This is a genomic window from Sphingomonas sp. (genome assembly GCF_035758555.1).
In the GTDB taxonomy this organism is placed as follows: domain Bacteria; phylum Pseudomonadota; class Alphaproteobacteria; order Sphingomonadales; family Sphingomonadaceae; genus Sphingomonas_B.
In genome coordinates, this window is the sequence record NZ_DASTXI010000116.1 from 1 (window position 1) to 21,343 (window position 21,343).

The window sequence follows — 21,343 nt, forward strand, 5'->3', positions numbered from 1 at the left end:
GGCTGGACAGGTTCTCGATCCCCTCCACCACGCGCCCGACCAGCGCGATGTTGCGGTCAAGGTGTCGCGGCGCATGACCGATCACGGTGTAGAGCTCGGCGCCGCTGCCCGCATCGGGCGGCAGATTCCGGCCGACGCCGACCATGCCATAGCAGTGAATGGGCCAGGCAGATGCGAGCTTTGAGGCGATCGGCCAGCCATCAACGAAGCCATCCTCTAACGATGTGGGATCGGCGAGGATCACCGCCTGCGGCTCGTGACCATCCCACGCTTGCTGGAGGTTGAAGCCGATTTTCTGATCGGTCATGCGAGCGAGCAGTCGCTCGAGCGATTTGTGGTCGCGATCACTCTCGTATTGAGCTTGCGACGTCTTCCGCATCCCAGCCGGCAGCGGCTTCTTCTCGGTCGGGTCGCCCCATTGCGCGACATAGTTGTCCTGCACGCGCGTGACGGCGGTGCCGTCCCACCAATGTGCCTTCGCCAGCGTTCTGATGTTCGCGATCCAGGGCTGGGAGAAGGGCGGCGGCATCAGCTGGATTACCACCTTCCGCGCGTTCCCGTCGCGATCGGGCGCGAGTTGCATCACCAGCAGATCGTCGGGCGCGATATCGACCCAGTCGGAAGCCGGCGCCGCCGCGACGATCTCGCTAGGCGCCTTCGCAGCAGGAGCGGGGGCAGGGGCGGCGGCTTGCAGCAGCAGGAGCATCGTCGGCATGCCGCAAAGCATTGCACGGCGCCGAACCAGAGGATAGGGGACAGCGCTTCAACAGGCATGCGGAGCGGTGGCCGAGTGGTCGAAGGCGCTCGCCTGGAAAGTGAGTATACGGCAAAACCGTATCGAGGGTTCGAATCCCTCCCGCTCCGCCACCTGTCGCCCAGGCAGCGCCTCCGCCGTCGCGACGCGCGGCTCAGCTCTTCTTGTCGGGCAGTTTGCTGCGCTTGGTGTGGGCGAGCTTTTCGAGCTCCTTCTTGGTCATCGAGGATTCCATCTGCTTCGATGCGCCCTTCAGGCTCGATTTCGGCTTTTCGCCTTCCTTGACGGCCAGCGCCGCGCCGGCGGCCATTTGCTGCTTCTTCGATTTGGCAGGCATTTGCTTCTCCTTTACGTCTGTTCCATCCGCAGCGCCGCCCCGAGCAGGCGCACCACTTCCTCGTCGCTGGTCTGATCGAAATCGCGGTAATAGAGCCCGACCGCGTAGAAGGGTTCCGGCGTCGCCAGGCACAGGATCTCGTCGGCTTCGGACCTGAGGCTTTCGATCGTATCGGCGGCGGCAACGGGCACGGCCAGGATCAGCCGCCCTGCCTCCGCGCCGCGCAAGGCCCGCAGCGACGCTCGCACCGTCCCTCCGGTCGCGATCCCGTCGTCGACGACGATCACCGTGCGGCCTTTCACGGCCAGGGGCTCGCGGTCGCCCAGATAGGCGCGGCGGCGGCGTTCGATTTCCTGCAGTTCGCGTCGTTTCTGCTCCTCGACATAGGCGGCCGGAATCCCGAGCTGCCGCGCGACGTCGTTCAGCACGACCTGGGGAGGATCGCCGTCCACCACGGCGCCGATGCCGTATTCGGGATGCCCGGGCGCGCCGATCTTGCGCACGAAGACCAGGTCCATCGGTGCGCCGAGCGCCTTCGCCACTTCGTAACCGACCGGCACGCCGCCGCGTGGCAGGGCCAGCACGACCGGGTCTTCGACCGCATAGCCGCGCGCCGCGTGCGCCAGCTGACGGCCCGCGTCGCGCCGGTCGTCGAACAGGGCCGCTCTGCCGCCATCGGATATGCCGAAGACCATCGAACCTCCGCTGCGGTAACGGAAAGCGCGGGGCGCCTGTTCCGTCGCGGGGCATGCGAATGGAAACGGTCGCGCGCGCGGATCGTTGGGGCATCGAACAAGGAGATTTTCGGTGCCCAGTCTTGACGTGCCTCGTGTCGCCCCCGAAACGTCGCCCGGGAACGCGCCTGCCGATGACGCGGCAGGCAATCCGACGGAGAAACCGGTGAACGAGATCGTAAAGTCAGCGCAGCTTCACAAGGATGGCGAGGAGAAGGCGCCGCCCGAAAACCGCACCGCATGGCTTGCGGCTGGGGTGGGCGTCGGCATCGGCTCGGCCGCCCTGGTCGCGGCGATGCTTTACGCGAACCGGGACAAGGGCAAAGGCCGCAAGAAATAGCGGCCGCGCGCATGGCGGAATCGAAAAGGGCGGCCCCGTCGGGACCGCCCTTTGCTTTTGCGGTGAACCGCAGGCCTTAGCGCTTCGAGAACTGGAAGCTGCGGCGGGCCTTGGCGCGGCCGTACTTCTTGCGTTCAACGACGCGCGAGTCGCGGGTCAGGAAGCCGGCGGCCTTCACTGCCGAACGCAGCGCCGGCTCGTAGCGGCTCAGCGCCTGGGCAATGCCGTGCTTGACCGCACCGGCCTGGCCCGAAAGCCCGCCGCCCTTCACGGTCGCGATCACGTCATACTGCTCGCGACGCTCGGCGACGTCGAACGGCTGGTTGATGACCAGGCGCAGCGTCGGGCGGGCGAAATAGACTTCCTGATCGCGGCCGTTGACGACGATCTTGCCGCTGCCCGGCTTCAGCCAGACGCGGGCGACCGCGTCCTTGCGGCGGCCGGTCGCATAGGCGCGACCCTGTTTGTCGATCTGCTGCTCGCGGAGCGGCGCGCTGGGCTGCGTCGCGACGGGAGCGGCGGCTTCGCCTTCGGCAGCGACGGCGGGCTCCACGCCCTGGGTGATGTTGCCGAGGTCGGCGAGGGACTGACGCGTATCGGACATTATGCGCCCACCTTGTTCTTGCGGTTCATCGAGGCGACGTCGAGCACCTCGGGGTTCTGCGCAGCATGATCATGCTCCGGGCCGGCGAAGATGCGGAGGTTCCGCATCTGCTGGCGGCCAAGCGGACCGCGCGGGATCATCCGCTCGATCGCCTTTTCGAGCACGCGCTCCGGGAAGCGGCCCTCGAGCACCTTGCCCGCGGTGATTTCCTTCAAGCCGCCGGGATAGCCGGTGTGCTTGTAATACATCTTGTCCTGCAGCTTGTTGCCGGTGAACCGCACCTTGCCCGCATTGACGATGATGACGTTGTCGCCACAATCGATGTGGGGGGTGAAGCTCGGCTTGTGCTTGCCGCGCAGGATATTGGCGACGATCGTGGCGAGACGCCCGACCACCAGCCCGTCGGCATCGATCAGATGCCACTTCTTCTCGACCGTCGCCGGCGTGGCCGACTTGGTCGTCTTCATGAGCGCCTTCATGGCTACCTCTGACGTTGGAAACAAACGACGCCGCCCGGCTAGGGGCGGCGCTGCTGGCGGGGCATTTGCGTGGGGAGGGGCGAAAAGTCAAGCAAAACGGCGCGATTCATGACGGGTAAAATGATACCACTGCTCCTGGAGCCGCAAAAGAGTCCGCTCGTCCCGAGCGAGTGGGGCAGGGGTGACAATCAGGATCGCGGGTGCAACAAACCCGCGCCATGACCAAAGCCCTGTTGCTCGTAACGCTCGCCCTCGCTCCCGCAATCGCCGCCGCCCAGACGCCGCCGATGGCGCCGGACACGGTCGCCGAATATCAGCGCGTCCGCCCGCAGGCCGACTATATCCGGCGCGAGGTGATGATCCCGATGCGCGACGGGGTGAAGCTGTTCACCGTCATCGTGATGCGCAAGGGCACGAAGGATGGCCCGATCCTGCTCAGCCGCACGCCCTATGATGCGGACAAGGCGACCTGGCGCATCCCGAGCCAGAAGATCGAGGACATCCTGCCGGTGATGGACGCGATGTTCGTCGACGACGGCTATATCCGCGTCTATCAGGATGTGCGCGGGCTCCATAAGTCGGAGGGCGACTATGTGATGAACCGGCCGCTCCGGGGGCCGCTCAATAACACGCCCGTCGACCACGCCACCGACGCCTACGACACGATCGACTGGCTGGTGAAGAACGTGCCGGAATCGAACGGGAAGGTCGGCATCACCGGCTCCTCCTATCTCGGCTTCACCTCGCTGATGGCGCTGGTCGACCCGCACCCTGCGCTGAAGGCGGCGGTGCCGCAGAGCCCGATGGTCGACGGCTGGATGGGCGACGACTGGTTCCACAACGGGGCCTTCCGCCTGAACAGCTTCGACTATTTCACCGGCCAGATGGCAAAGGATAACGGCGGCGACATCCCGCACGGCGATGGCGATGATTACACGACCTATCTGGAGGCGGGCTCGGCCGGGGACTTCGCCCGCGCCTATGGCCTCGATGCGTTCGCCGTCACCCGCAAGTTCATGGAGCATCCGGCGTACGACAGCTATTGGCAGAACCAGGCGGTCGACAAATTGCTCGGCGCCCGCAAGCTGACCGTGCCGACGATGCTGGTCGTCGGCCAATGGGACCAGGAAGACAGCTACGGCGCGCCCGCGGTCTATCGCGCGCTGGAACCGCAGGACACGAACAACGATATGGTGTCGCTGGTGATCGGCCCCTGGCGCCACAGCGGCGTCAACTACGAAGCGCGCGAGCTCGGCCAGGTGAAGGTGAAGGGCGATACCGGCCTTCAGTTCCGCCGCGATTACATGAAGCCGTTCCTCGATCGCTACCTGAAGGACGGCGCGGCACAAACGCCGACGCCGCCGGTGCTCACTTATGCGACGGGCGCGGACGCTTGGCAGGTCACGCCGAAATGGCCGGCCGGCACGGCGACGCCGCTCTACCTGCAGGGCAGCTTCGGCCTGTCATGGAGCAAGCCGGACGGCGGCTCCGACACCTATGTCTCCGATCCCGCCAAGCCGGTGCCGTTCGTGCCGCGGCCGGTGCACTTCCGCGAGAACGACGTTTGGCGGACCTGGCTGGTGCACGACCAGCGTTTCGTCGAGAGCCGGCCTGATGTGCTGACCTACACCTCCGCGCCGCTCGACAAGCCGGTGCACATCATGGGCGCGCCCAAGGTCGATCTGTGGGCCGCGACCAGCGGCACCGACAGCGACTGGGTGGTGAAGCTGATCGACGTCTCGCCCGACGGCTCGGAGCTGCCGATCGGGATCGAGATCTTCCGTGGCCGCTACGTCCACAGCTTCGAGAAGCCAGTAGCACTGAAGCCGGGCAAGGCGGAGAATTATCACTGGTCGCTGCCGAACGTGAACCACGTGTTCGAGCCCGGCCACCGGATGATGGTGCAGGTCCAGTCGAGCCTGTTCCCGCTCTACGACCGCAACCCGCAGACCTTCGTCCCGAACATCTTCAACGCGAAACCGGGAGACTACCGGAAGGCGACGCAGACGATCTACCACGATGCCGCGCACCCGAGCGCAGTGTGGCTGCCGGTGGTCGGTAAGGGTTCATAGCCGACAAAGCCGCTCGTCCCGAGCGAAGTCGAGGGGCGCTGCTCGGAGCCCGCGCCCCTCGACTACGCGCTTCGCGCTCCGCTCGGGACGAGCGGAGAGGGGGCGCCGCATAAAACCGCTCAGCGCCTGAACGCGCGGTCCACCGCCTCCTGCGCCTGGGCTTCCGGCACGCGACTCACCAGCGATAGCCCGCGCAGCCTGATGCTGCTGCCGCCCAGCAAATTCCCCTCGCGGACATAGGCGAGCTGATAGACCGCCGCCGCGCTGTGCATCTCGCCCTTGCTGGTGAAGCGGCTGACGATCGCGATCGGCACGCGCAGGTCGCCGGCATTGGTGCGCTTGGCGTCCGACTCCTTCAGCGCATCGGACAGCCAGCGCGCCTCGATGCGCGCGTCGCCCGCCGTCTCGATTGGCGCCACGCTCAGCTTTGCCGGCAGGATCAGCCGCTGGCTCTGGATCACCTGGTCGGCATCGACGGCCTCGATCGTGAGCCTCTTGCCGTCGTCCACAGCATGCGCGCGGAGCACCAGCGCGGCCTCGACCTTGTGCTCCTTCTGCGCGTCTGCCGCACGGTCCGCCTCGGCGCTCTTGCGCTCGGCATAGCTGTTCCACAGCGTCGCGGCGGAGATCAGCACCGCCAGGACGGCGACCACTTCCCCCAGCGTGATCCAGCGGCGGCGAATTTCGGCGGCTTCGCGCCGTTCCTCAGGGGTCTGGTTCAAAACTCTCTGATCCCTAGCAATTTGCGCGGCGCGACCAGCTTCCAGCTGAGCTCGATCCGGTCGGCGATATGATCCCAGTCCGTGTCGGGAGTGTCCAGCCGCACGCCGATCCAGCCGCTCGGCCCGAAATAGGCAGGGCGGTAATAGACGTCCGGGTCCTGATCGATCAGCTGCGCCTGCTCGTCGGGTCCGCTGGTCTTGACGATGATCGCGACGATGCCGTCGCCGTGATGGTCGTGCGTGAAATAGCAGAACATCTTGCCGCCAGCCACGCGGAAGCACGGCATGCCGTGCGACGTGGTTTCCTCGGCGCCCGGCAGCGCCATCGCGATCTCGCGCACGCGCGCGAGCTTCGCTTCGGGCGTGCGGTCGCGCATCACATAGTCGGCAAGCGCGCGCGGATAGAGCTGGTGCTCCGCGATCAGCACGCGCGCGGCGAGCGTCTCGGCCGTGTCGTCGGGCAGCACCGCGACTTCGACCTGGCCCAGCACCGGCCCGTCATCGAGTTCCGCCGTCACGACGTGCACCGAGCAGCCGGCGGCCGCGTCCTTCGCTTCGATCGCCCGCGCGTGGGTGTCGAGGCCCTTGTATTTCGGCAACAGCGAGGGGTGAACATTGACGATCCGCCCGGCCCATTTTTCAATGAAGTCGCCTGGCAGGATGCGCATGAAGCCGGCAAGTGCGATGTACTCGACGCCAGCTCGCTCCAGCGCCCTATGCAGCGCACCGTAGAACTGGCCCTTGTCTTTGGGCGTATAGGCAGGAAGTCGAACGACCGCCACACCCTCGGCCTCGGCTAGGGCCAAGCCCGGCGCGCCCGGTTTATCGCCAGTCACCAGCACGATTTCGTACGGGCAATCCGGCAGCCGCGAGGCATAGAGCAAAGCTGCCATGTTCGACCCGCGCCCGGAGATGAGCACGGCGACTTTGGCCTTGCTCATGCCCAGCTTCCAATTGGTTCACGCGAAGCCGCGAAGACGCGAAGAAGAAGAAAGGTATTTGTTCGCGCGGAGGCGCGGAGGCGCAGAGGGGCCGCATCTCGCCCATCCGCTCGCGCCAGCGAGCAACCTTTTCCATGCCCCAAATAAAGCGCTGAAGCCGCTTCGCGGAACCAGGCCCTCCGCGCCTCCGCGCCTCCGCGTGAATCTTTATCTTCGCGTCTTCGCGTCTTCGCGTGAACCGGATCCCGCTCAGGCAAGGTGCTTCGCCTCCCAGGCCTCTCGTGCCGACCACGCTTCGTCCGAGCCAACCACGGTGCAGCCGCGCGGGCCCGCTTCGACGCGGCCGATCACGAACACCGTCTCGCCCGCGGCTTCAAGCGCGGCCTTGACGCCGTCCGCCTGTTCCGGGGCGACCACCGCGACCATGCCGACGCCGCAGTTGAAGGTACGCGCCATCTCCGCCGGCTCGATCGCGCCCTGCGCCTGCAGGAATGCCATCAGCCGCGACTGCGGCCAGGCGTCCGCGTCGATGCGGGCGTGGAGGTTTTCGGGCAGCACGCGCGGGACATTCTCCAGCAGCCCGCCGCCGGTGATATGGGCCAGCGCCGCAATCCGCCCCTCGCGGACCAGCGGGAGCAGCGATTTCACATAGATGCGCGTCGGCGCCATCAGCGCGTCGATCAGCAGCACGTCCTGGTCGAACAGGGCCGGGCGGCTGAGCTTCCAGCCCTTGTCCGCGGCCAGTCGGCGCACCAGCGAATAGCCGTTCGAATGGACACCGGTTGAGGCAAGGCCCAGGATCATGTCCCCAGCCTTCACCCGGTCGCCGGTCAGCGCCTGGTCGCGCTCCACCGCGCCGACGCAGAAGCCGGCGAGGTCATAGTCGCCATCGGCATACATGCCCGGCATTTCCGCCGTCTCGCCGCCGATCAGCGCGCAGCCGGCCTGGCGGCAGCCCTCGGCGATCCCCGCGATCACGCGCTCGGCGACCCCGCTCTCCAGCTTACCCGTCGCGTAATAGTCGAGGAAGAACAGCGGCTCGGCGCCCTGCACGATCAGGTCGTTCGCGCACATCGCGACCAGGTCGATGCCGACGCCGTCGTGCCGGTCGTGCTCGATCGCGAGCTTCAGCTTGGTGCCGACGCCGTCGTTGGCGGCGACCAGCAGCGGGTCGCGATAGCCCGCCGCCTTCAGGTCGAAGAAGCCGCCGAACCCGCCCAGTTCGGCATCGGCACCCGGCCGGCGCGTCGCCTTGGCCAGCGGCGCGATCGCCTTCACCAGCGCATTTCCGGCCGCGATCGAAACGCCCGCCCGGGCATAGGTATAGCTGTCGCCCTCACTCATGGCGGCCGCCCTAGCCACAAGACGCTTGGATTTCCACCGGGGACGCGCCAGAAGGGCGCCGTGATCGCACTGCGCCGTTTCTCCGTTCCGATTCCGTTGGTCCTGTTGCTGATCGTGGCGCTCGGTGCCGCGGCAGTGCTGCGCGCGCAGATCGAGGGCGGCGACCGCGGCGTGCCCCCGGTCGACAGCTCGTCGAGCTTCGAGGTGACCGGCATCGACGTCGACGTCTACGCCGCCAATTCGGAGGCCGCCCGGCTGGCCGGCTGGCGGCTCGCGCAGCGCAAGGGCTGGGACGCGCTCTGGGCGCGCACGCACGGCGGCGAAAACGGGCCGAACCTGTCCGATTCGGCGCTGGACGGGATCGTCGCCGGCATCGTCGTCGAGAACGAGCAGATCGGGCCGCACCGCTATATCGCGCGTCTCGGCGTGCTGTTCGACCGCGCCCGCGCCGGCACGATCCTCGGCACCACCGGCAACCTGCTCCGCTCCGCGCCGATGCTGATGATCCCGGTGCAGTGGTCCGGCGGGGTGCCGCAATCGTTCGAGACGCGCACCGAATGGCAAAAGGCCTGGGCGCGCTTCCGCACCGGCAGCAGCCCGATCGACTATGTCCGTCCGACCGGCACCGGCGTCGATTCGCTGATCCTGACCCCCGCGCAGACGCGGCGCCCGGGCCGCACCTGGTGGCGGCTGCTGATCGACGGCTATGGCGCCGCCGACGTGCTGATCCCGCAGGTCGAGATCCAGCGGCAATGGCCGGGCGGACCCGTGATCGCGAAATTCACCGCCTATCACGGTCCCGATCGCGAATATCTGGGCGGCTTCGTCCTCCGCGTCGATTCGGCCGACGGCCTGCCCAAGCTGATGGACGAAGGCGTGAAGCGGATGGACGCCCTGTTCGTCCAGGCGCTGCAGCAGGGGCGGCTGGTGCCCGACCCGTCGCTGATCGCAGAGCCCGTCGCGCCGACCGACGAGGAATTGGACGCGCTTGCGAACGCGATTCCGGAAGAATCGGCGACCCTGATCACAGACACGCTGACGCCCGGCGTTTCGGTCATCAACGTCCAGTACGACACGCCCGATGTCGCCTCTGTCAGCGCGGGCGAAGCGACGCTGCGCGGCATTCCCGGCGTGCGCACGGCGCAGACGGCAAGCCTGGCGCTCGGCGGCGTGTCGGTGATGCGGGTGAACTTCGCCGGCGATCAGGCGACGCTGGCGGCGGCACTGCAGGCACGCGGGTGGCAGGTCCAGCAGGGCCCGAACACGCTGCGCATCCGGCGCGGCGCGCCCGCGGCCCCGGCGTCGCCTTCGCCCAGCCCGAGCGGAACCCCGGCTCGCAAATGAGCCAGATGGCGCTGCCGCTCGGCTGGCCCGCCGACGAGCGTCAGGAAGACTTCATCGTCGGCGAAAGCAACGCGCGGGCGGTGAAGCACCTCGAACATTGGGGCACATGGCCGGTGATGGCGACCTTGCTCGTCGGCCCGCGCAAGTCCGGCCGCAGCCTGCTCGGCCGCCTGTTCGCGCGGAAGTCCGGCGGGCGCTTGATCGACGACGCCGATCGCCGGCCGGAGGAAGAGCTGTTCCACGCCTGGAATGCCGCACAGGAAAGCCACCGGCCGCTGCTGATCGTTGCCGACGAAGCGCCGCCTGCCTGGAAAGTGCGGCTGCCGGACCTCAGGACGCGATTGTCGGCCACCCCGGTGATCGGCCTCGGCGATCCCGACGATGAACTGGCGGCCGGCCTGATCGAAAAGCTGCTGCTCCAGCGCAACCTGCAGGTCCCGCCCGGGCTCGTGCCTTGGCTGGTGCCGCGGATCGAGCGCACCCATATCGGCATCATCCAGGCCGTCGACGCACTCGACGAGGCAGCCCTTGCAAGGCACGTGCGATTGTCGATCAAGCTGGCGCGCGATACGTTCGGCGCGAAGCAGGAGGATTTGTTCTGATGCGCCCCGAACCGGCCCTGCGCGAGGAAGCGGCGCCGAGCGACGGCCAGCGCTATTTCAACCGTGAGCTGAGCTGGCTCGCCTTCAACCGGCGCGTGCTGGAGGAAGCCTGCAACCCGAACCATCCGCTGCTGGAGCGGCTCAGGTTCCTCTCGATCTCCGGCAACAATCTCGACGAATTCTTCATGGTCCGCGTCGCCGGCCTGAAGGGCCAGCAGCTGCAGGAGGTCGACGAGCGGTCGCCCGAGGGCTTCACCGTCAACCAGCAGCTCGCCGCCGTCACCGCCGAGGCGGAGGCGCTGATGCAGGCACAGCAGCGCGTCTGGGCAGACCTGCGCGAAGCGCTTGCCGCGACGGATATCGTGCTGGTCGACGAACATAGTCTGCCGGACGAGGCGCGCGACTGGCTGGAAGGGCATTTCCGCGCCCATATTTTCCCGATCATCACGCCGCAGGCGCTCGATCCGGCGCACCCGTTCCCGTTCATCCCCAATCGGGGGCTCGGCGTGGTTTTCGATCTTGTCCGCCTGTCGGACAAGGAGCCGATCCGCGAGCTGGTGATGCTGCCGCCGACGCTGCCGCCGTTCGTGAGGATTCCCGGCGATCGGGCGTGCTACATCGCGATGGAATCGGTACTGCGCGCCTTCACCGGTCTCCTTTTCCCGGGATACGAGGTGAACGGCTCCGGCGTGTTCCGCGTGATCCGCGACAGCGATATCGAGATCGAGGAAGAGGCCGAGGACCTGGTCCGCTACTTCCGCAGCGCGATCAAGCGCCGCCGCCGCGGCCGCGTGATCCGGCTGGAGCTTGAGGAAGGCATTCCCGAAGCGCTCGAACGCCAGGTTCGTGAGGAGCTGGGCGGCGACACCATCGCCACCGTCGCCGGCGGCCTGCTCGGCATCGGCGACCTTGAGGCTCTGGTCGAGGAGGATCGGCCCGACCTTAAATGGGACCCGTTCTCGCCCCGTTTTCCGGAGCGTATCCGCGAGTATGGCGGGGATTGCTTCGCGGCGATCAAGGCGAAGGACATCGTCGTCCATCACCCGTACGAGACGTTCGACGTGGTGCTCGCCTTTCTCAGCCAGGCCGCAGCCGATCCCGATGTCGTGGCGATCAAGCAGACGCTCTACCGGGCGGGCAAGCAGTCGGCGGTGATCCGCGCGCTGATCGACGCGGCCGAGGCCGGCAAGTCCGTCACCGCCGTGGTCGAGCTGAAGGCCCGGTTCGACGAGGAGCAGAACCTGCTTTGGGCCTCGGCGCTCGAACGCGCCGGCGTGCAGGTCGTCTACGGCTTCATCGAGTGGAAGACGCACGCCAAGGTTTCGATGGTCGTGCGGCGGGAGGAGGGCGGCTACCGCACCTACTGCCATTTCGGGACCGGCAACTACCATCCGATCACTGCGAAGGTATACACCGACCTGAGCTTCTTCACCGCCGATCCGCGCGTCGGGCGGGATGCGGCGCAGCTGTTCAATTACATCACCGGCTATGTCGAGCCGACCAGCCTGGAGCTGTTGACCATCTCTCCGCTGCACCTGCGCGAGCGGCTGTCTGCCTTGATCGACGACGAGATCGCGCACGCCGGGGCCGGGCGTCCGGCCAGCATCTGGGCCAAGATGAACTCGCTGGTCGATCCGGCGATGATCGAGAAGCTCTATGCCGCAAGCGCAGCCGGCGTCCATGTCGACCTGGTGATCCGCGGCATCTGCTGCCTCCGGCCCGGCGTGCCGGGCCTGTCGGAGAATATCCGCGTCAAGTCGATCATCGGCCGCTTCCTGGAGCACAGCCGCATCTTCGCGTTCGGCAACGGCCGCGCGCTGCCCAACGACAAGGCGAAAGTCTTCATCTCCTCGGCCGACTGGATGCCGCGCAATTTCGATCGGCGGGTCGAATATATGCTGCCGATCGTGAACCCGACCGTCCACGATCAGGTTCTGGACCAGGTGATGGTCGCCAACCTGATAGACAATGAACAGAGCTGGGAGCTCCAGCCCGACGGCTCCTATGTCCGCGATGCGCCCGGCGAGCGGCCGTTCAACCTGCACCGCTATTTCATGACCAACCCCTCCTTGAGCGGCCGCGGCAAGTCGCTTGCGAACAGCGATGCGGTGCCGACCTTGAGCCTGAGGCGCCGGTGACCGACACGGCCGTGCTCGATCGCCCCGCTGCGGCGGTCCGCCACGCCCGCGCGGCGAAGTCGGCGATCATCGATATCGGGTCCAACTCGATCCGCCTCGTCGTCTATGGCGGCCCGGCACGCATCCCGGCGACCATGTTCAACGAAAAGATCATGGCCGGCCTCGGGCGCAGCCTTGATGCGACGGGCGCCATTCCGAAGGCCTCGATCGACGCGGCGCTACGCGCGCTCGCCCGCTTCAAATTACTCAGCGACGAAATGCGGATCGAGCGGCTGCGCATCGTCGGCACCGCCGCGGTGCGCGATGCCACCAACGGAGCCGAGCTGGTCGCGCGCGCGGCGGAGCTGGGGCTGACGGTCGAGCTCCTCTCCGGTCAGGAGGAAGCGGAGGCCGCGGCGCTGGGCGTGCTCTCGGCCATCCCCGATGCCGACGGTTTGGTCGGCGATCTGGGCGGCGGCAGCCTCGAACTGACGCGCATCGCCGGCGGCCGCGTGCTGGATCGCGCCTCCTTCCCGCTGGGCGTGCTCCGCATCGCGGGGCTCGACGGCCGCAAAGGCGCGCTCGACTCGGCGGTGTCGGAGCATTTCGCCCGCGCCCCCTGGCTGAAGCAGGCGCGCGGGCTGCCGCTCTATCTGGTCGGCGGATCGTGGCGAGCGCTCGCCCGGATCGACATGGCTTTGTCCGGCTATCCGCTGCCGATCGTCCATCAATATGTGATGGCACCCGGCTCGGCGGCGCGGCTCGCCCGAACCGTGGCGCAGAGCAGCCGTGAGCAGCTTCGGCTGGTGCCGTCGCTGTCCGGCTCGCGCATCGCGATGCTGGGCGAAGCCTCGGCCATGCTGTCGGTGCTCGTCCGCGAGCTGCAGAGCAAGAGCCTGACGGTCTCCGCCTATGGTCTGCGCGAAGGGCTGCTGTTCGGCGACTTGCCGGACGGCATCCGGGCCGAGGATCCGCTGATCGCCGCCTGCCGGGAAGAAGCGGACGTCCAGGGCCGCTTTCCCGAACATGGCGAACTGCTCGACCGCTGGATCGCGCCGCTGTTCCCGAAGAACACCGACGCGCGGCTGCGCCTCGCCGCCTGCCTGCTCGGCGACACCGGCTGGCGCGCCAATCCGGAGTTCCGCGCCGAACGTGCGTTCGAGACCGGCGCGCACGGCAATTGGGTCGGCATCGACGCCCGCGGGCGCGTGCTGCTGGGGCAGGCGCTGTTCACCGCGTTCGGCGGCGGCGCAGGCTCGCTCGGCGCGCTGGCGACGCTCGCCGGCGAGAACGACGTGCGCCGCGCCGTCCGCTGGGGCCTCGCGATCCGCCTCGGCCAGCGGCTCAGCGGCGGCGTCGCCGGCCCGCTCAGGCGTTCGTCGCTGAAAGTGGAGGGCAGGGCGTTGTGCCTGAGCCTTCCGGGCCAGGACCGCGGCCTCTTCGGCGAAGCGGTCGAAAAGCGCTTCCGCCAGCTCGCCGACGCAATGGGGCTGGAAGCGCGGCTGGTTTAGGACCTGAACTCCAGGTGCAGTTCGAGCGGAAATTCTGCGCCTAGGACTCGGTCCGCGTCATCTTCAGCTTGCCGTTCTTGACCGCGAACGCCAGCCGCCCCTCGACCAGGTCGAGCGCGTCCTTGCCGAATTGCTCGCAGCGCCAGCCCTCGAGGATCGCGAGCCCCTCGCGCCGCCCCGCCGCCAGCAGCTCCAGCTCGTCGGTCCGGGCGAGCAGCCGCGGCGCGACGTCGATCTCGCGCGCGCGGATCTTCAGCAGCAGCTTCAGGAGGTCGGCGACCAGCGAACCTTCCTTGCCCAGGCCGGGCCTGCGCTCCTCGCGCGGCATCTCGTCGGGGCCGAGCGGCTTCGCCTCGGCCAGCGCCTTCATCAGACGCCCGCCGATATCGTTGCCGCCCCAGCTTGCCGACAGGCCGCGAACCTTGGCGAGGTCGGGCTGTTCGCGCGGCGGATGGGCGGCGATATCGGCCAGCGTCTCGTCCTTGACGATGCGGCCGCGCGGCAGATTCTTGCCCCGCGCCTCCTTCTCGCGCCACGCCGCGAGCGCCTTCAGCCGCCCCAGCACCTCCGCCTTGCGGCTCGGAATCTTGACCCGCTGCCAGGCCAGCTCGGGGTCGTTCTCGTAATTGGCGGGGTCGGCCAGCCGCTCCATCTCCTCGTCCAGCCAATAGCCGCGGCCCTGCTTGACGAGCCGGTTGACGATCATCGGAAAGATGCGGACCAGATGGGTCACATCGCCGATCGCATAGTCGATCTGCCGCCGGTCCAGCGGCCGACGCGCCCAGTCGGTGAAGCGCGCGCCCTTGTCGAGCTGGATGCCGAGCCAGCTATCGACCAGATTGCCGTAGCCGATCTGCTCGCCTTGCCCCAGCGCCATCGCCGCGATCTGGGTATCGAAGATCGGATGCGGCGTCTTGCCGGTCAGGTTATGAATGATCTCCACGTCCTGCCCGCCGGCGTGGAAGACCTTCAGCACTTCCTGGTTCTTCACCAGCAGGTCGAGCAGCGGCTGCAGGTCGATGCCGTCCGCCTTCGGATCGATCGCTGCGGCTTCCTGTTCGTCGGCGATCTGGATCAGGCACAGGTCCGGCCAATAGGTGTTCTCGCGCATGAATTCGGTATCGACCGCAACGAAGCGGGATTTGGCGAGACGGGCGCAGAGATCGGCGAGAGTGGCGCTGTCGGTAATCAGCGGATGGATTTGCATGGTAGCGCAATAGCTTTGTCACGCGCCTTGACAATCCCGCCGCGCGCTAGGAAGCGCCGCGCGACGATTTTACCTGTCATTCCCGCGAAAGCGGGAATCCACCTTCTTCTTCTTTCGGTCTGACGCGAAAGGCAGGTGGATTCCGGCTTTCGCCGGAATGACGCCGAAGAATGGACCGACAGATGCACGCCTACCGCACTCACACCTGCGGCGCGCTCCGCGCCTTTGACGTCGGGCAGACCGTCCGGCTTTCCGGTTGGGTGCACCGCAAGCGCGACCATGGCGGCGTGCTCTTCGTCGACCTGCGCGACCATTACGGCATCACCCAGGTGGTGGCGGACGTCGACTCGCCCGCGCTGCCGGTGCTGGAGGGAGTGCGCGTCGAATCGGTGGTGACGATCGACGGCGTCGTGAAGGCGCGCGCGGCGGGCACGACCAACGCGAACCTGCCGACCGGCGATATCGAGGTCTTCGCCAACGCCGTCTCGATCCAGTCGCAGGCGCAGGAGCTGCCGATGCCGGTGGCGGGCGAGGCCGATTATCCGGAGGATATTCGCCTCCGCTACCGCTTCCTCGATCTGCGCCGCGAGCGGCTGCACGCGAATATCGTGCTGCGCAGCCATGTGATCAGCTCGATCCGCCGCCGGATGATCGACCAGGGCTTCACGGAGTTCCAGACGCCGATCCTGACCGCGTCCAGCCCCGAAGGCGCGCGCGACTATCTCGTGCCCAGCCGTGTCCACCCGGGCAAATTCTACGCGCTTCCCCAGGCGCCGCAGATGTTCAAGCAGCTGATCATGGTCGCAGGCTTCGATCGCTACTTCCAGATCGCGCCCTGCTTCCGTGACGAGGATGCCCGCGCCGACCGATCGCCCGGCGAGTTCTACCAGCTCGATTTCGAAATGAGCTTCGTCACGCAAGACGATGTTTTCGCGGCAATCGAGCCCGTGCTGCACGGCGTGTTCGAGGAATTCGCGAATGGCCGTGCCGTCAGTCCGGCGCCGTTCCCGCGCATCCCATACCGGGAGGCGATGCTGAAATACGGCTCCGACAAGCCGGACCTCAGGAACCCGATCGTCATCGCCGACGTGTCGGAACACTTCAAGGGCTCCGGCTTCGGCCTGTTCGCGCGGCTGGTCGAGGGCGGCTCGGTCGTCCGTGCGATCCCGGCGCCGAACACCGCCGACAAGAGCCGCAAATTCTTCGACGACATGAATGACTGGGCGCGCGCTGAAGGCCATGCCGGCCTTGGCTACATCACCCAGAAGGGTGGGGAGTTGGGCGGCCCGATCGCGAAGAACCACGGCGAGGAAGCGACCCGCAAGCTGATCGCGGAGCTTGGACTCGGCCCCGACGACGGCATTTTCTTCGCCGCCGGCAAGGAGGCGCAGGCGGCCAAGCTCGCCGGCGCCGCGCGCACCCGCATCGGCGAACAGCTCGGGCTGATCGACCAGAACCGGTTCGAGTTCTGCTGGATCGTCGACTTCCCGATGTACGAATATGACGAGGACGCGAAGAAGATCGACTTTTCGCACAACCCCTTCTCGATGCCGCAGGGCGAGCTGGAAGCGCTGGAGACGAAGGACCCGCTCGATATCCTCGCCTACCAGTACGACATCGTCTGCAACGGCGTGGAGCTGTCATCGGGCGCGATCCGGAACCACCGGCCCGAGATCATGTACAAGGCGTTCGAGATTGCCGGCTATTCCAAGGAAGACGTCGACACCAACTTCGCCGGCATGATCAACGCGTTCAAGTTCGGCGCGCCCCCGCACGGCGGCTCGGCGCCGGGGATCGACCGCATCGTCATGCTGCTGGCCGACGAGCCGAACATCCGCGAAGTCATCCTCTTCCCGATGAACCAGCGCGCCGAGGACCTGATGATGGGCGCGCCGAGCCAGGTGACCCCGAAGCAGCTCCGCGAACTCCACATCCGCACGGTGGACGGTCCGGGCGCCAAGGACACGAAGCTGGCCGCAGAGGCCGTCCGGCCGGAGTAACGGGGTTTCCACGTCCGCTCGTCCCGAGCGAAGTCGAGGGGCGCTGGCACAGAGTCCGAACACGCGCCCCTCGACTTCGCTCGGGACGAACGTTTAGGTGTAGCGCGTGGCATTAAATCTCTCCGACTACGAACGCGGCGCGGACCACGCCGGCGACTATGCCGATGACCTGGCCGCGCTGCAGGACCGGCTCGCGCGCATCCAGGTCGCGCACATCGTGCACAGGCGCCGCGCGATCATCGCGTTCGAAGGCTGGGACGCAGCGGGGAAGGGCGGCCTCATCCAGCGGCTCACCGCGAAATGGGACCCGCGCTATTTCGAGGTCTTCCCCGTCGCCGCGCCCACTGCGGAAGAAAAGGACCGCCACTTCCTCTGGCGTTTCTGGCAAAAGCTGCCGCGCGCCGGCAACATCGCGGTGTTCGACCGCAGCTGGTACGGCCGCGTGCTGGTCGAGCGCGTCGAGGGCTTCGCGACCGAGGCCGAATGGAAGCGTGCCTATGACGAGATCAACGAGTTCGAGGCGCAGCAACGCGACATCGGCACCACCATCGTCAAGCTGTTCGTCCACATCACGCAGGACACGCAGGACAGGCGCCTGAAGAAGCGCTTCGACGACCCGTGGAAGCGCTGGAAGACCGGCCCCGACGATTTCCGCAACCGCTCCAAGCGCCCCGCTTATCTCTGGGCCGCCGACGAGATGTTCCGCGCCACCGACACCCGCTGGGCGCCCTGGACCGTGATCGACGGCAACGACAAGAAATCCGCCCGCATCGCCGCCCTCACCGCCATCGCCGACCAACTCGAAGCCCGCGTCCCGATGGACCCGCCGCCGATGGACCCGGAGCTGGAAAAGCTGGTGCGGGAGGAGTTGAAGGACTGATGATGAATTTGTTCAGCGCTATACTTTTGTCTGCTGCCCAAATCAGTCTTCCACAGGCGGCGCACCCTGAAAAATGGTTCTTTTCCGCCGACTATCCGACATCAGCCTTGGATAAGAACAAGGTCGGAACAACCTGGTTCGAAATATCTGTGAGCGAAAGCGGCAAGCCTTTCGCTTGCAGTACGATCGTGAGTAGCGGGGTCATTGACCTCGATCGAAAAAGCTGCGCCGCGATCTTGGTCCGCGGGCATTTCACTCCTGCCCGCGATGGCAACGGTCAAGCCCTGCCTGGAACGATACGGCATGCAGTAAGATGGAGTATACCTCCGCGTAAGGCTCCGCTATCTGAGATGCCAGCGGATCTAGTACTGCCCGTCAATCGATTGCCGGCGCGCGCCAAGGGTTCGGTTATCCTCCGATTGGTCGAAGCTTCCGACGGTGCTGTGGAAAGCTGCGAGATCGAAAAAACGAGCGGTTCACGGCAACTCGATAGCCTCGCATGTGTAACAGTTTCCAAAGTGAAGATGCCTCAGCCTCTATTGGGGCCTGATGGCATGCCTGTCCGCGCCGTGCGCGTGAGGCGCATAGAGTTCAAAGTGACCCAATAAATCTTCAGCTTGGATAGCTGATCATGACGATCTCATATTCCCGCTCGCCACCGGGGAGCGTGATCCGCCGCAGGTCACCGACGGCAGCACCCCGCAGCGCGCGGGCGATCGGCGAGTCCCACCCCACCAGGCCTTTGCCGGCATCCGCCTCGTCGTTACCGACGATCGTCAGCGTCCGCTGGTTGTCGTCCTCATCCGCGATCGTGACGGTCGCGCCGAAATAGACGCGTGCCTTGTCCGGTTGCTGGGCAGGATCGACGACCTTCGCCGCCTTCATCTTGGCGGAGAGGCGGGCGAGCGTGCGGTCGATCTCGCGCAGGCGCTTGCGGCCATAGATGTAATCGCCGTTCTCGGAGCGGTCGCCGTTGCCGGCGGCCCAGCTGATCGTCTCCACCAGCTTCGGGCGCTCGTCGGCGAACAGCCGGTCATATTCGGCACGAAGCGCCGCAAAGCCGGCAGGCGTGATATAGTTGGGGCGAGGATCGGGCACGCAGTCCTCATATCCGTTCGCTTCGAGCGAAGTCGAGAAGCGGTGTCTCGACTGCGCTCGACACGAACGGATCAATTACCCCCGGCTGCTCTTCCCCAGATACGCGCTCAGCAGGTTCGGCCCGCGCATCGTCGCCTTTTCCGGGTGAAGCGTGTCGTAGACGACCGCATTCTCCAGCACGTGCTGCACATAGCCGCGAGTCTCGGAGAACGGGATCTGCTCGATCCACTTGACCATATCGGCGCCGGGGAGGCGCGGGTCGCCATTGGCGCGAATCCACTTGTTCACATTGCCCTGGCCGGCATTGTAGGCGGCGATCGCCAGCGGATAGCAGCCGTCGTTATAGGCGAGCATGCGCTGGAAATAGTTCGATCCCAGCTGGATATTATAGCCGGTGTCGGTGGTCAGCGCGCTGGCGTCATAGTCGAGCCCGATCTTCGCCGCCGCCTCGCGCGCCGTGGCCGGCATCAGCTGCATCAGCCCGCGCGCGCCGGCACGGCTGACCGCTTCGCGGTCGAACTGGCTTTCCTGCCGCGCGATCGCGTGGATGATCGTCGACCAGGCCTCCTGGCCCTGCGGCAGCTTCACTTGCGGATAGCCGGCGCGGACATAGTCGCTGGCGCCGTTCAGCCGCGCGCTGCGGCCGACCATCACCGCCAGGTCCGGGCGGCCGATCCCCTGCGCCAGCTCGTTGGCCAGCGCGTGCTCGGCGTCGGTCTCGACGCTCGCCGCGATTGCGCGGATGAACTGGCTCTGGTCCTGCCAGTCGCCCTGCTGGCCGAGGATACGCGCGGCGCGCACGATTTCGCGCTTGTTGAAGGCGACGCGCTCCGAAGGCGTGGGCGTGGTCGCGCCCAGCGTGCCCGGCGCCGGGATCGGACGGCCGAGCCGCTCGAGCGCCAGCTGGCCGTAATATTGGTCCGGATGCTCGGCCGCTTCCTCGTAGAAGCGGTTCGCCTCCGGGGCGCGGCCGGCGGCCTGGGCCGCGCGCGCCGCCCAGTAATGGCCTTTGGCCTGGGTCTGCGGCGATCGGGCGGCGTTCGCATAGCGCTCGAACATGCCGACAGCGTCCGATGCGCGGCCGCCATAAAGCGCCGTCCAGCCGGCGAGCCAGGCGATGCTGGTATAATCGTCGCGCTCGCCGAGCGGCCGCTCGCGCACGACGGTGCCGGGCGCATAGGTCTGGTCGAGCAATCGCGCGATCTGATAGACGCCGCGTCCGTCGCCGGCCTCGTCGGCGCTCCGCGCGGTCGACAGCAGCAGCTCGAACCAGCGCTCCACTTCGGCGGGGCGTCCGGTCAGCTGCCGCGGCCGCGCGAGCCAGGCGCGCGCCGCATCGGGCGAAGCCGCGCGCAGCCAGACCGCCTTGTCGGCGATGAAGCCGGCGTCGTTCTGTGCCGTCGCGGGCAGCGCGTCGGCCAGCTGCTGCGCGTCGGGTGCGTTGGTGCGAAGCGCCAGCCGCGCCTGGAACAGCGCGCGTTTGGCCGGCGAGGTCAGGTCGATCTGGCGCTCCGCGGCGCTGGTCTTGCCGGCCCAGAGCAGCCGGTCCATCCGCTCGTCCTGGTCGGCGGGCGTGAACTGACTGCCGAAGCGGCCGAGGACCAGCGCCTCGTCGGTGGGAGTCAGCGAGCCGGAGGTCCAGGCCTTGCGCGCCGCCTCCAGCGCCTCGCGCGGACGCCCGGCGGAGGCTAGCGCCTCGGCATAGCGCGCCTGGCCGATGTTGGTCAGCGGCGGGAATTTGTCGAAGAACGCGATCACCCGCGTCGGAGAGATCGAATCCGGCGCCAGCGCGCGCTCCGCCGCCCGCCGCATCGCGGCTTCGCCCGGCCAGCCGGGGTGCGCGATCAGAAAGCTCGCATAGCTGTCGAACGGCAGATTGTCGCTCTGGCGCAGCGCATCCCATTGCGGGATCGCCGCGACCACCGGATCGCCGGCATCGTAGGGCGCTTGGGGAGAGGCGGGCTGCATCGTCAGCGGCGTGGTCGGATCGGCGATCACCACGCTGGCCGTGCAGAGCAGCAGGACGGATGGAAGCAGGAGCCGTTTCACCATGCTGGACAGGTTAGACTCCTGATCCTTATTGGGCGGTGAATTGACCATGACGCTCCCCGTACCTGGTTTTTGACAATGCCTGACGCGGCGAGTCGCGTGAAGGAGCAAATCTATGTTTTCCGGCTCGTTTCCGGCTCTGGTGACCCTTTTTTGCGACGGATCGATCGATGAGGCGGGATACAAGGCGTTCGTCGATTGGCAGGTC

At 67.0% G+C, this 21,343-nt stretch carries 20 protein-coding genes, 1 tRNA gene and 1 pseudogene; 11 read left to right on the forward strand and 11 right to left on the reverse strand.

Annotation, left to right across the window (positions count from 1 at the left end):
- On the reverse strand, positions 1–715 hold a 715-nt coding region (locus tag VFT73_RS07205; RefSeq protein WP_326409533.1), incomplete at its 3' end, for a peptidylprolyl isomerase.
- Positions 716–776: 61 nt separating this feature from the next.
- Between VFT73_RS07205 and VFT73_RS07210 the strand changes: the two genes are divergently transcribed.
- A tRNA-Ser gene (locus VFT73_RS07210) sits at positions 777–867 on the forward strand.
- Positions 868–908: 41 nt separating this feature from the next.
- On the opposite strand, the gene VFT73_RS07215 is transcribed toward VFT73_RS07210, so the two are convergent.
- Complete coding sequence (locus VFT73_RS07215) at positions 909–1,091, reverse strand: DUF3008 family protein (RefSeq protein WP_326409535.1); 183 nt, start codon at positions 1,089–1,091, stop codon at positions 909–911.
- Between the two features lie 11 nt (positions 1,092–1,102).
- Positions 1,103–1,786 (reverse strand): phosphoribosyltransferase, encoded by a 684-nt coding sequence (locus VFT73_RS07220; protein ID WP_326409536.1) that lies wholly within the window; start codon positions 1,784–1,786, stop codon positions 1,103–1,105.
- A 205-nt stretch (positions 1,787–1,991) separates the two neighbouring features.
- On the opposite strand from VFT73_RS07220, the gene VFT73_RS07225 reads away from it, so the two are divergent.
- Complete coding sequence (locus tag VFT73_RS07225; protein ID WP_326409538.1) at positions 1,992–2,165, forward strand: hypothetical protein; 174 nt, start codon at positions 1,992–1,994, stop codon at positions 2,163–2,165.
- A 76-nt stretch (positions 2,166–2,241) separates the two neighbouring features.
- Here VFT73_RS07225 and rpsI read toward each other — a convergent pair whose 3' ends face one another.
- Together rpsI and rplM are read right to left on the reverse strand one after the other, a co-directional pair.
- Positions 2,242–2,769 (reverse strand): 30S ribosomal protein S9, encoded by a 528-nt coding sequence (rpsI, locus tag VFT73_RS07230; protein WP_326409539.1) that lies wholly within the window; start codon positions 2,767–2,769, stop codon positions 2,242–2,244.
- Positions 2,769–3,248 (reverse strand): 50S ribosomal protein L13, encoded by a 480-nt coding sequence (rplM, locus tag VFT73_RS07235; protein ID WP_326409540.1) that lies wholly within the window; start codon positions 3,246–3,248, stop codon positions 2,769–2,771. Before rplM ends, rpsI begins: the two co-directional genes overlap by 1 nt.
- A gap of 218 nt (positions 3,249–3,466) precedes the next feature.
- Here rplM and VFT73_RS07240 point away from each other — a divergent pair, with 218 nt between their 5' ends.
- Positions 3,467–5,320, forward strand: coding sequence for a CocE/NonD family hydrolase (locus VFT73_RS07240; protein ID WP_326409541.1), 1,854 nt, complete (start codon positions 3,467–3,469; stop codon positions 5,318–5,320).
- A gap of 119 nt (positions 5,321–5,439) precedes the next feature.
- Here VFT73_RS07240 and VFT73_RS07245 read toward each other — a convergent pair whose 3' ends face one another.
- The 3 genes from VFT73_RS07245 to purM all read right to left on the reverse strand — a co-directional run bounded on the left by VFT73_RS07245 (position 5,440) and on the right by purM (position 8,327).
- Positions 5,440–6,042 (reverse strand): hypothetical protein, encoded by a 603-nt coding sequence (locus VFT73_RS07245; protein WP_326409543.1) that lies wholly within the window; start codon positions 6,040–6,042, stop codon positions 5,440–5,442.
- Positions 6,039–6,983: a phosphoribosylglycinamide formyltransferase gene (purN, locus tag VFT73_RS07250; RefSeq protein WP_326409545.1), complete on the reverse strand. Its 945-nt coding sequence runs from the start codon at positions 6,981–6,983 to the stop codon at positions 6,039–6,041. Before purN ends, VFT73_RS07245 begins: the two co-directional genes overlap by 4 nt.
- A gap of 249 nt (positions 6,984–7,232) precedes the next feature.
- Positions 7,233–8,327: a phosphoribosylformylglycinamidine cyclo-ligase gene (gene purM / locus VFT73_RS07255; RefSeq protein WP_326409547.1), complete on the reverse strand. Its 1,095-nt coding sequence runs from the start codon at positions 8,325–8,327 to the stop codon at positions 7,233–7,235.
- A gap of 60 nt (positions 8,328–8,387) precedes the next feature.
- Here purM and VFT73_RS07260 point away from each other — a divergent pair, with 60 nt between their 5' ends.
- Genes VFT73_RS07260 through VFT73_RS07275 form a run of 4 tightly spaced genes read left to right on the forward strand, consistent with a single transcriptional unit; the run spans position 8,388 to position 13,901 of the window.
- On the forward strand, positions 8,388–9,671 hold the full coding sequence (locus tag VFT73_RS07260) for a heavy-metal-associated domain-containing protein (RefSeq protein ID WP_326409549.1): 1,284 nt from the start codon (positions 8,388–8,390) through the stop codon (positions 9,669–9,671).
- Entirely contained in the window at positions 9,668–10,273 is a 606-nt protein-coding gene (locus VFT73_RS07265; RefSeq protein ID WP_326409550.1) for a DnaA ATPase domain-containing protein, read from the forward strand. The genes VFT73_RS07260 and VFT73_RS07265 overlap by 4 nt, the downstream gene beginning before the upstream one ends.
- Positions 10,273–12,411 (forward strand): RNA degradosome polyphosphate kinase, encoded by a 2,139-nt coding sequence (locus tag VFT73_RS07270; RefSeq protein ID WP_326409551.1) that lies wholly within the window; start codon positions 10,273–10,275, stop codon positions 12,409–12,411. The genes VFT73_RS07265 and VFT73_RS07270 overlap by 1 nt, the downstream gene beginning before the upstream one ends.
- Positions 12,408–13,901, forward strand: a complete 1,494-nt coding sequence (locus VFT73_RS07275; RefSeq protein WP_326409553.1) for a Ppx/GppA family phosphatase — start codon at positions 12,408–12,410, stop codon at positions 13,899–13,901. The genes VFT73_RS07270 and VFT73_RS07275 overlap by 4 nt, the downstream gene beginning before the upstream one ends.
- Positions 13,902–13,941: 40 nt before the next feature.
- Here the strand turns inward: VFT73_RS07275 and rnd are convergent, their stop codons facing one another.
- Positions 13,942–15,108: a ribonuclease D gene (gene rnd, locus VFT73_RS07280; RefSeq protein ID WP_326409554.1), complete on the reverse strand. Its 1,167-nt coding sequence runs from the start codon at positions 15,106–15,108 to the stop codon at positions 13,942–13,944.
- 182 nt (positions 15,109–15,290) lie between these two features.
- On the opposite strand from rnd, the gene aspS reads away from it, so the two are divergent.
- The 3 genes from aspS (at position 15,291) to VFT73_RS07295 (ending at position 18,596) form a co-directional block, all read left to right on the forward strand.
- Positions 15,291–17,108, forward strand: a complete 1,818-nt coding sequence (gene aspS / locus VFT73_RS07285; RefSeq protein ID WP_326409560.1) for an aspartate--tRNA ligase — start codon at positions 15,291–15,293, stop codon at positions 17,106–17,108.
- Positions 17,109–17,214: 106 nt separating this feature from the next.
- Positions 17,215–17,988 (forward strand): polyphosphate kinase, encoded by a 774-nt coding sequence (locus tag VFT73_RS07290; protein WP_326409555.1) that lies wholly within the window; start codon positions 17,215–17,217, stop codon positions 17,986–17,988.
- Positions 17,988–18,596: a TonB family protein gene (locus tag VFT73_RS07295; RefSeq protein ID WP_326409557.1), complete on the forward strand. Its 609-nt coding sequence runs from the start codon at positions 17,988–17,990 to the stop codon at positions 18,594–18,596. Before VFT73_RS07290 ends, VFT73_RS07295 begins: the two co-directional genes overlap by 1 nt.
- Positions 18,597–18,600: 4 nt before the next feature.
- Here VFT73_RS07295 and greB read toward each other — a convergent pair whose 3' ends face one another.
- Positions 18,601–19,086, reverse strand: a complete 486-nt coding sequence (greB, locus tag VFT73_RS07300; protein WP_326409558.1) for a transcription elongation factor GreB — start codon at positions 19,084–19,086, stop codon at positions 18,601–18,603.
- Between the two features lie 75 nt (positions 19,087–19,161).
- Positions 19,162–21,138 carry a lytic transglycosylase domain-containing protein gene (locus tag VFT73_RS07305; protein ID WP_326409559.1) on the reverse strand — a complete coding sequence of 659 codons (1,977 nt, stop codon included), beginning with the start codon at positions 21,136–21,138 and terminating at the stop codon, positions 19,162–19,164.
- A 112-nt stretch (positions 21,139–21,250) separates the two neighbouring features.
- Between VFT73_RS07305 and VFT73_RS07310 the strand changes: the two are divergent.
- Positions 21,251–21,343 (forward strand): annotated as a pseudogene (locus tag VFT73_RS07310) (4-hydroxy-tetrahydrodipicolinate synthase); the annotation flags it as partial.

What these genes read in the sequence shown, in the direction of transcription:
- aspS (WP_326409560.1), top strand. Translation starts at nt 15,291, where the DNA reads ATGCACGCCTACCGCACTCACACCTGCGGCGCGCTCCGCGCCTTTGAC.
- VFT73_RS07305 (WP_326409559.1), bottom strand. Translation starts at nt 21,138, where the DNA reads ATGGTGAAACGGCTCCTGCTTCCATCCGTCCTGCTGCTCTGCACGGCC.
- VFT73_RS07240 (WP_326409541.1), top strand. Translation starts at nt 3,467, where the DNA reads ATGACCAAAGCCCTGTTGCTCGTAACGCTCGCCCTCGCTCCCGCAATC.
- VFT73_RS07220 (WP_326409536.1), bottom strand. Translation starts at nt 1,786, where the DNA reads ATGGTCTTCGGCATATCCGATGGCGGCAGAGCGGCCCTGTTCGACGAC.
- purM (WP_326409547.1), bottom strand. Translation starts at nt 8,327, where the DNA reads ATGAGTGAGGGCGACAGCTATACCTATGCCCGGGCGGGCGTTTCGATC.
- VFT73_RS07295 (WP_326409557.1), top strand. Translation starts at nt 17,988, where the DNA reads ATGATGAATTTGTTCAGCGCTATACTTTTGTCTGCTGCCCAAATCAGT.
- purN (WP_326409545.1), bottom strand. Translation starts at nt 6,983, where the DNA reads ATGAGCAAGGCCAAAGTCGCCGTGCTCATCTCCGGGCGCGGGTCGAAC.
- VFT73_RS07215 (WP_326409535.1), bottom strand. Translation starts at nt 1,091, where the DNA reads ATGCCTGCCAAATCGAAGAAGCAGCAAATGGCCGCCGGCGCGGCGCTG.
- rnd (WP_326409554.1), bottom strand. Translation starts at nt 15,108, where the DNA reads ATGCAAATCCATCCGCTGATTACCGACAGCGCCACTCTCGCCGATCTC.
- rplM (WP_326409540.1), bottom strand. Translation starts at nt 3,248, where the DNA reads ATGAAGGCGCTCATGAAGACGACCAAGTCGGCCACGCCGGCGACGGTC.
- VFT73_RS07265 (WP_326409550.1), top strand. Translation starts at nt 9,668, where the DNA reads ATGAGCCAGATGGCGCTGCCGCTCGGCTGGCCCGCCGACGAGCGTCAG.
- VFT73_RS07270 (WP_326409551.1), top strand. Translation starts at nt 10,273, where the DNA reads ATGCGCCCCGAACCGGCCCTGCGCGAGGAAGCGGCGCCGAGCGACGGC.
- rpsI (WP_326409539.1), bottom strand. Translation starts at nt 2,769, where the DNA reads ATGTCCGATACGCGTCAGTCCCTCGCCGACCTCGGCAACATCACCCAG.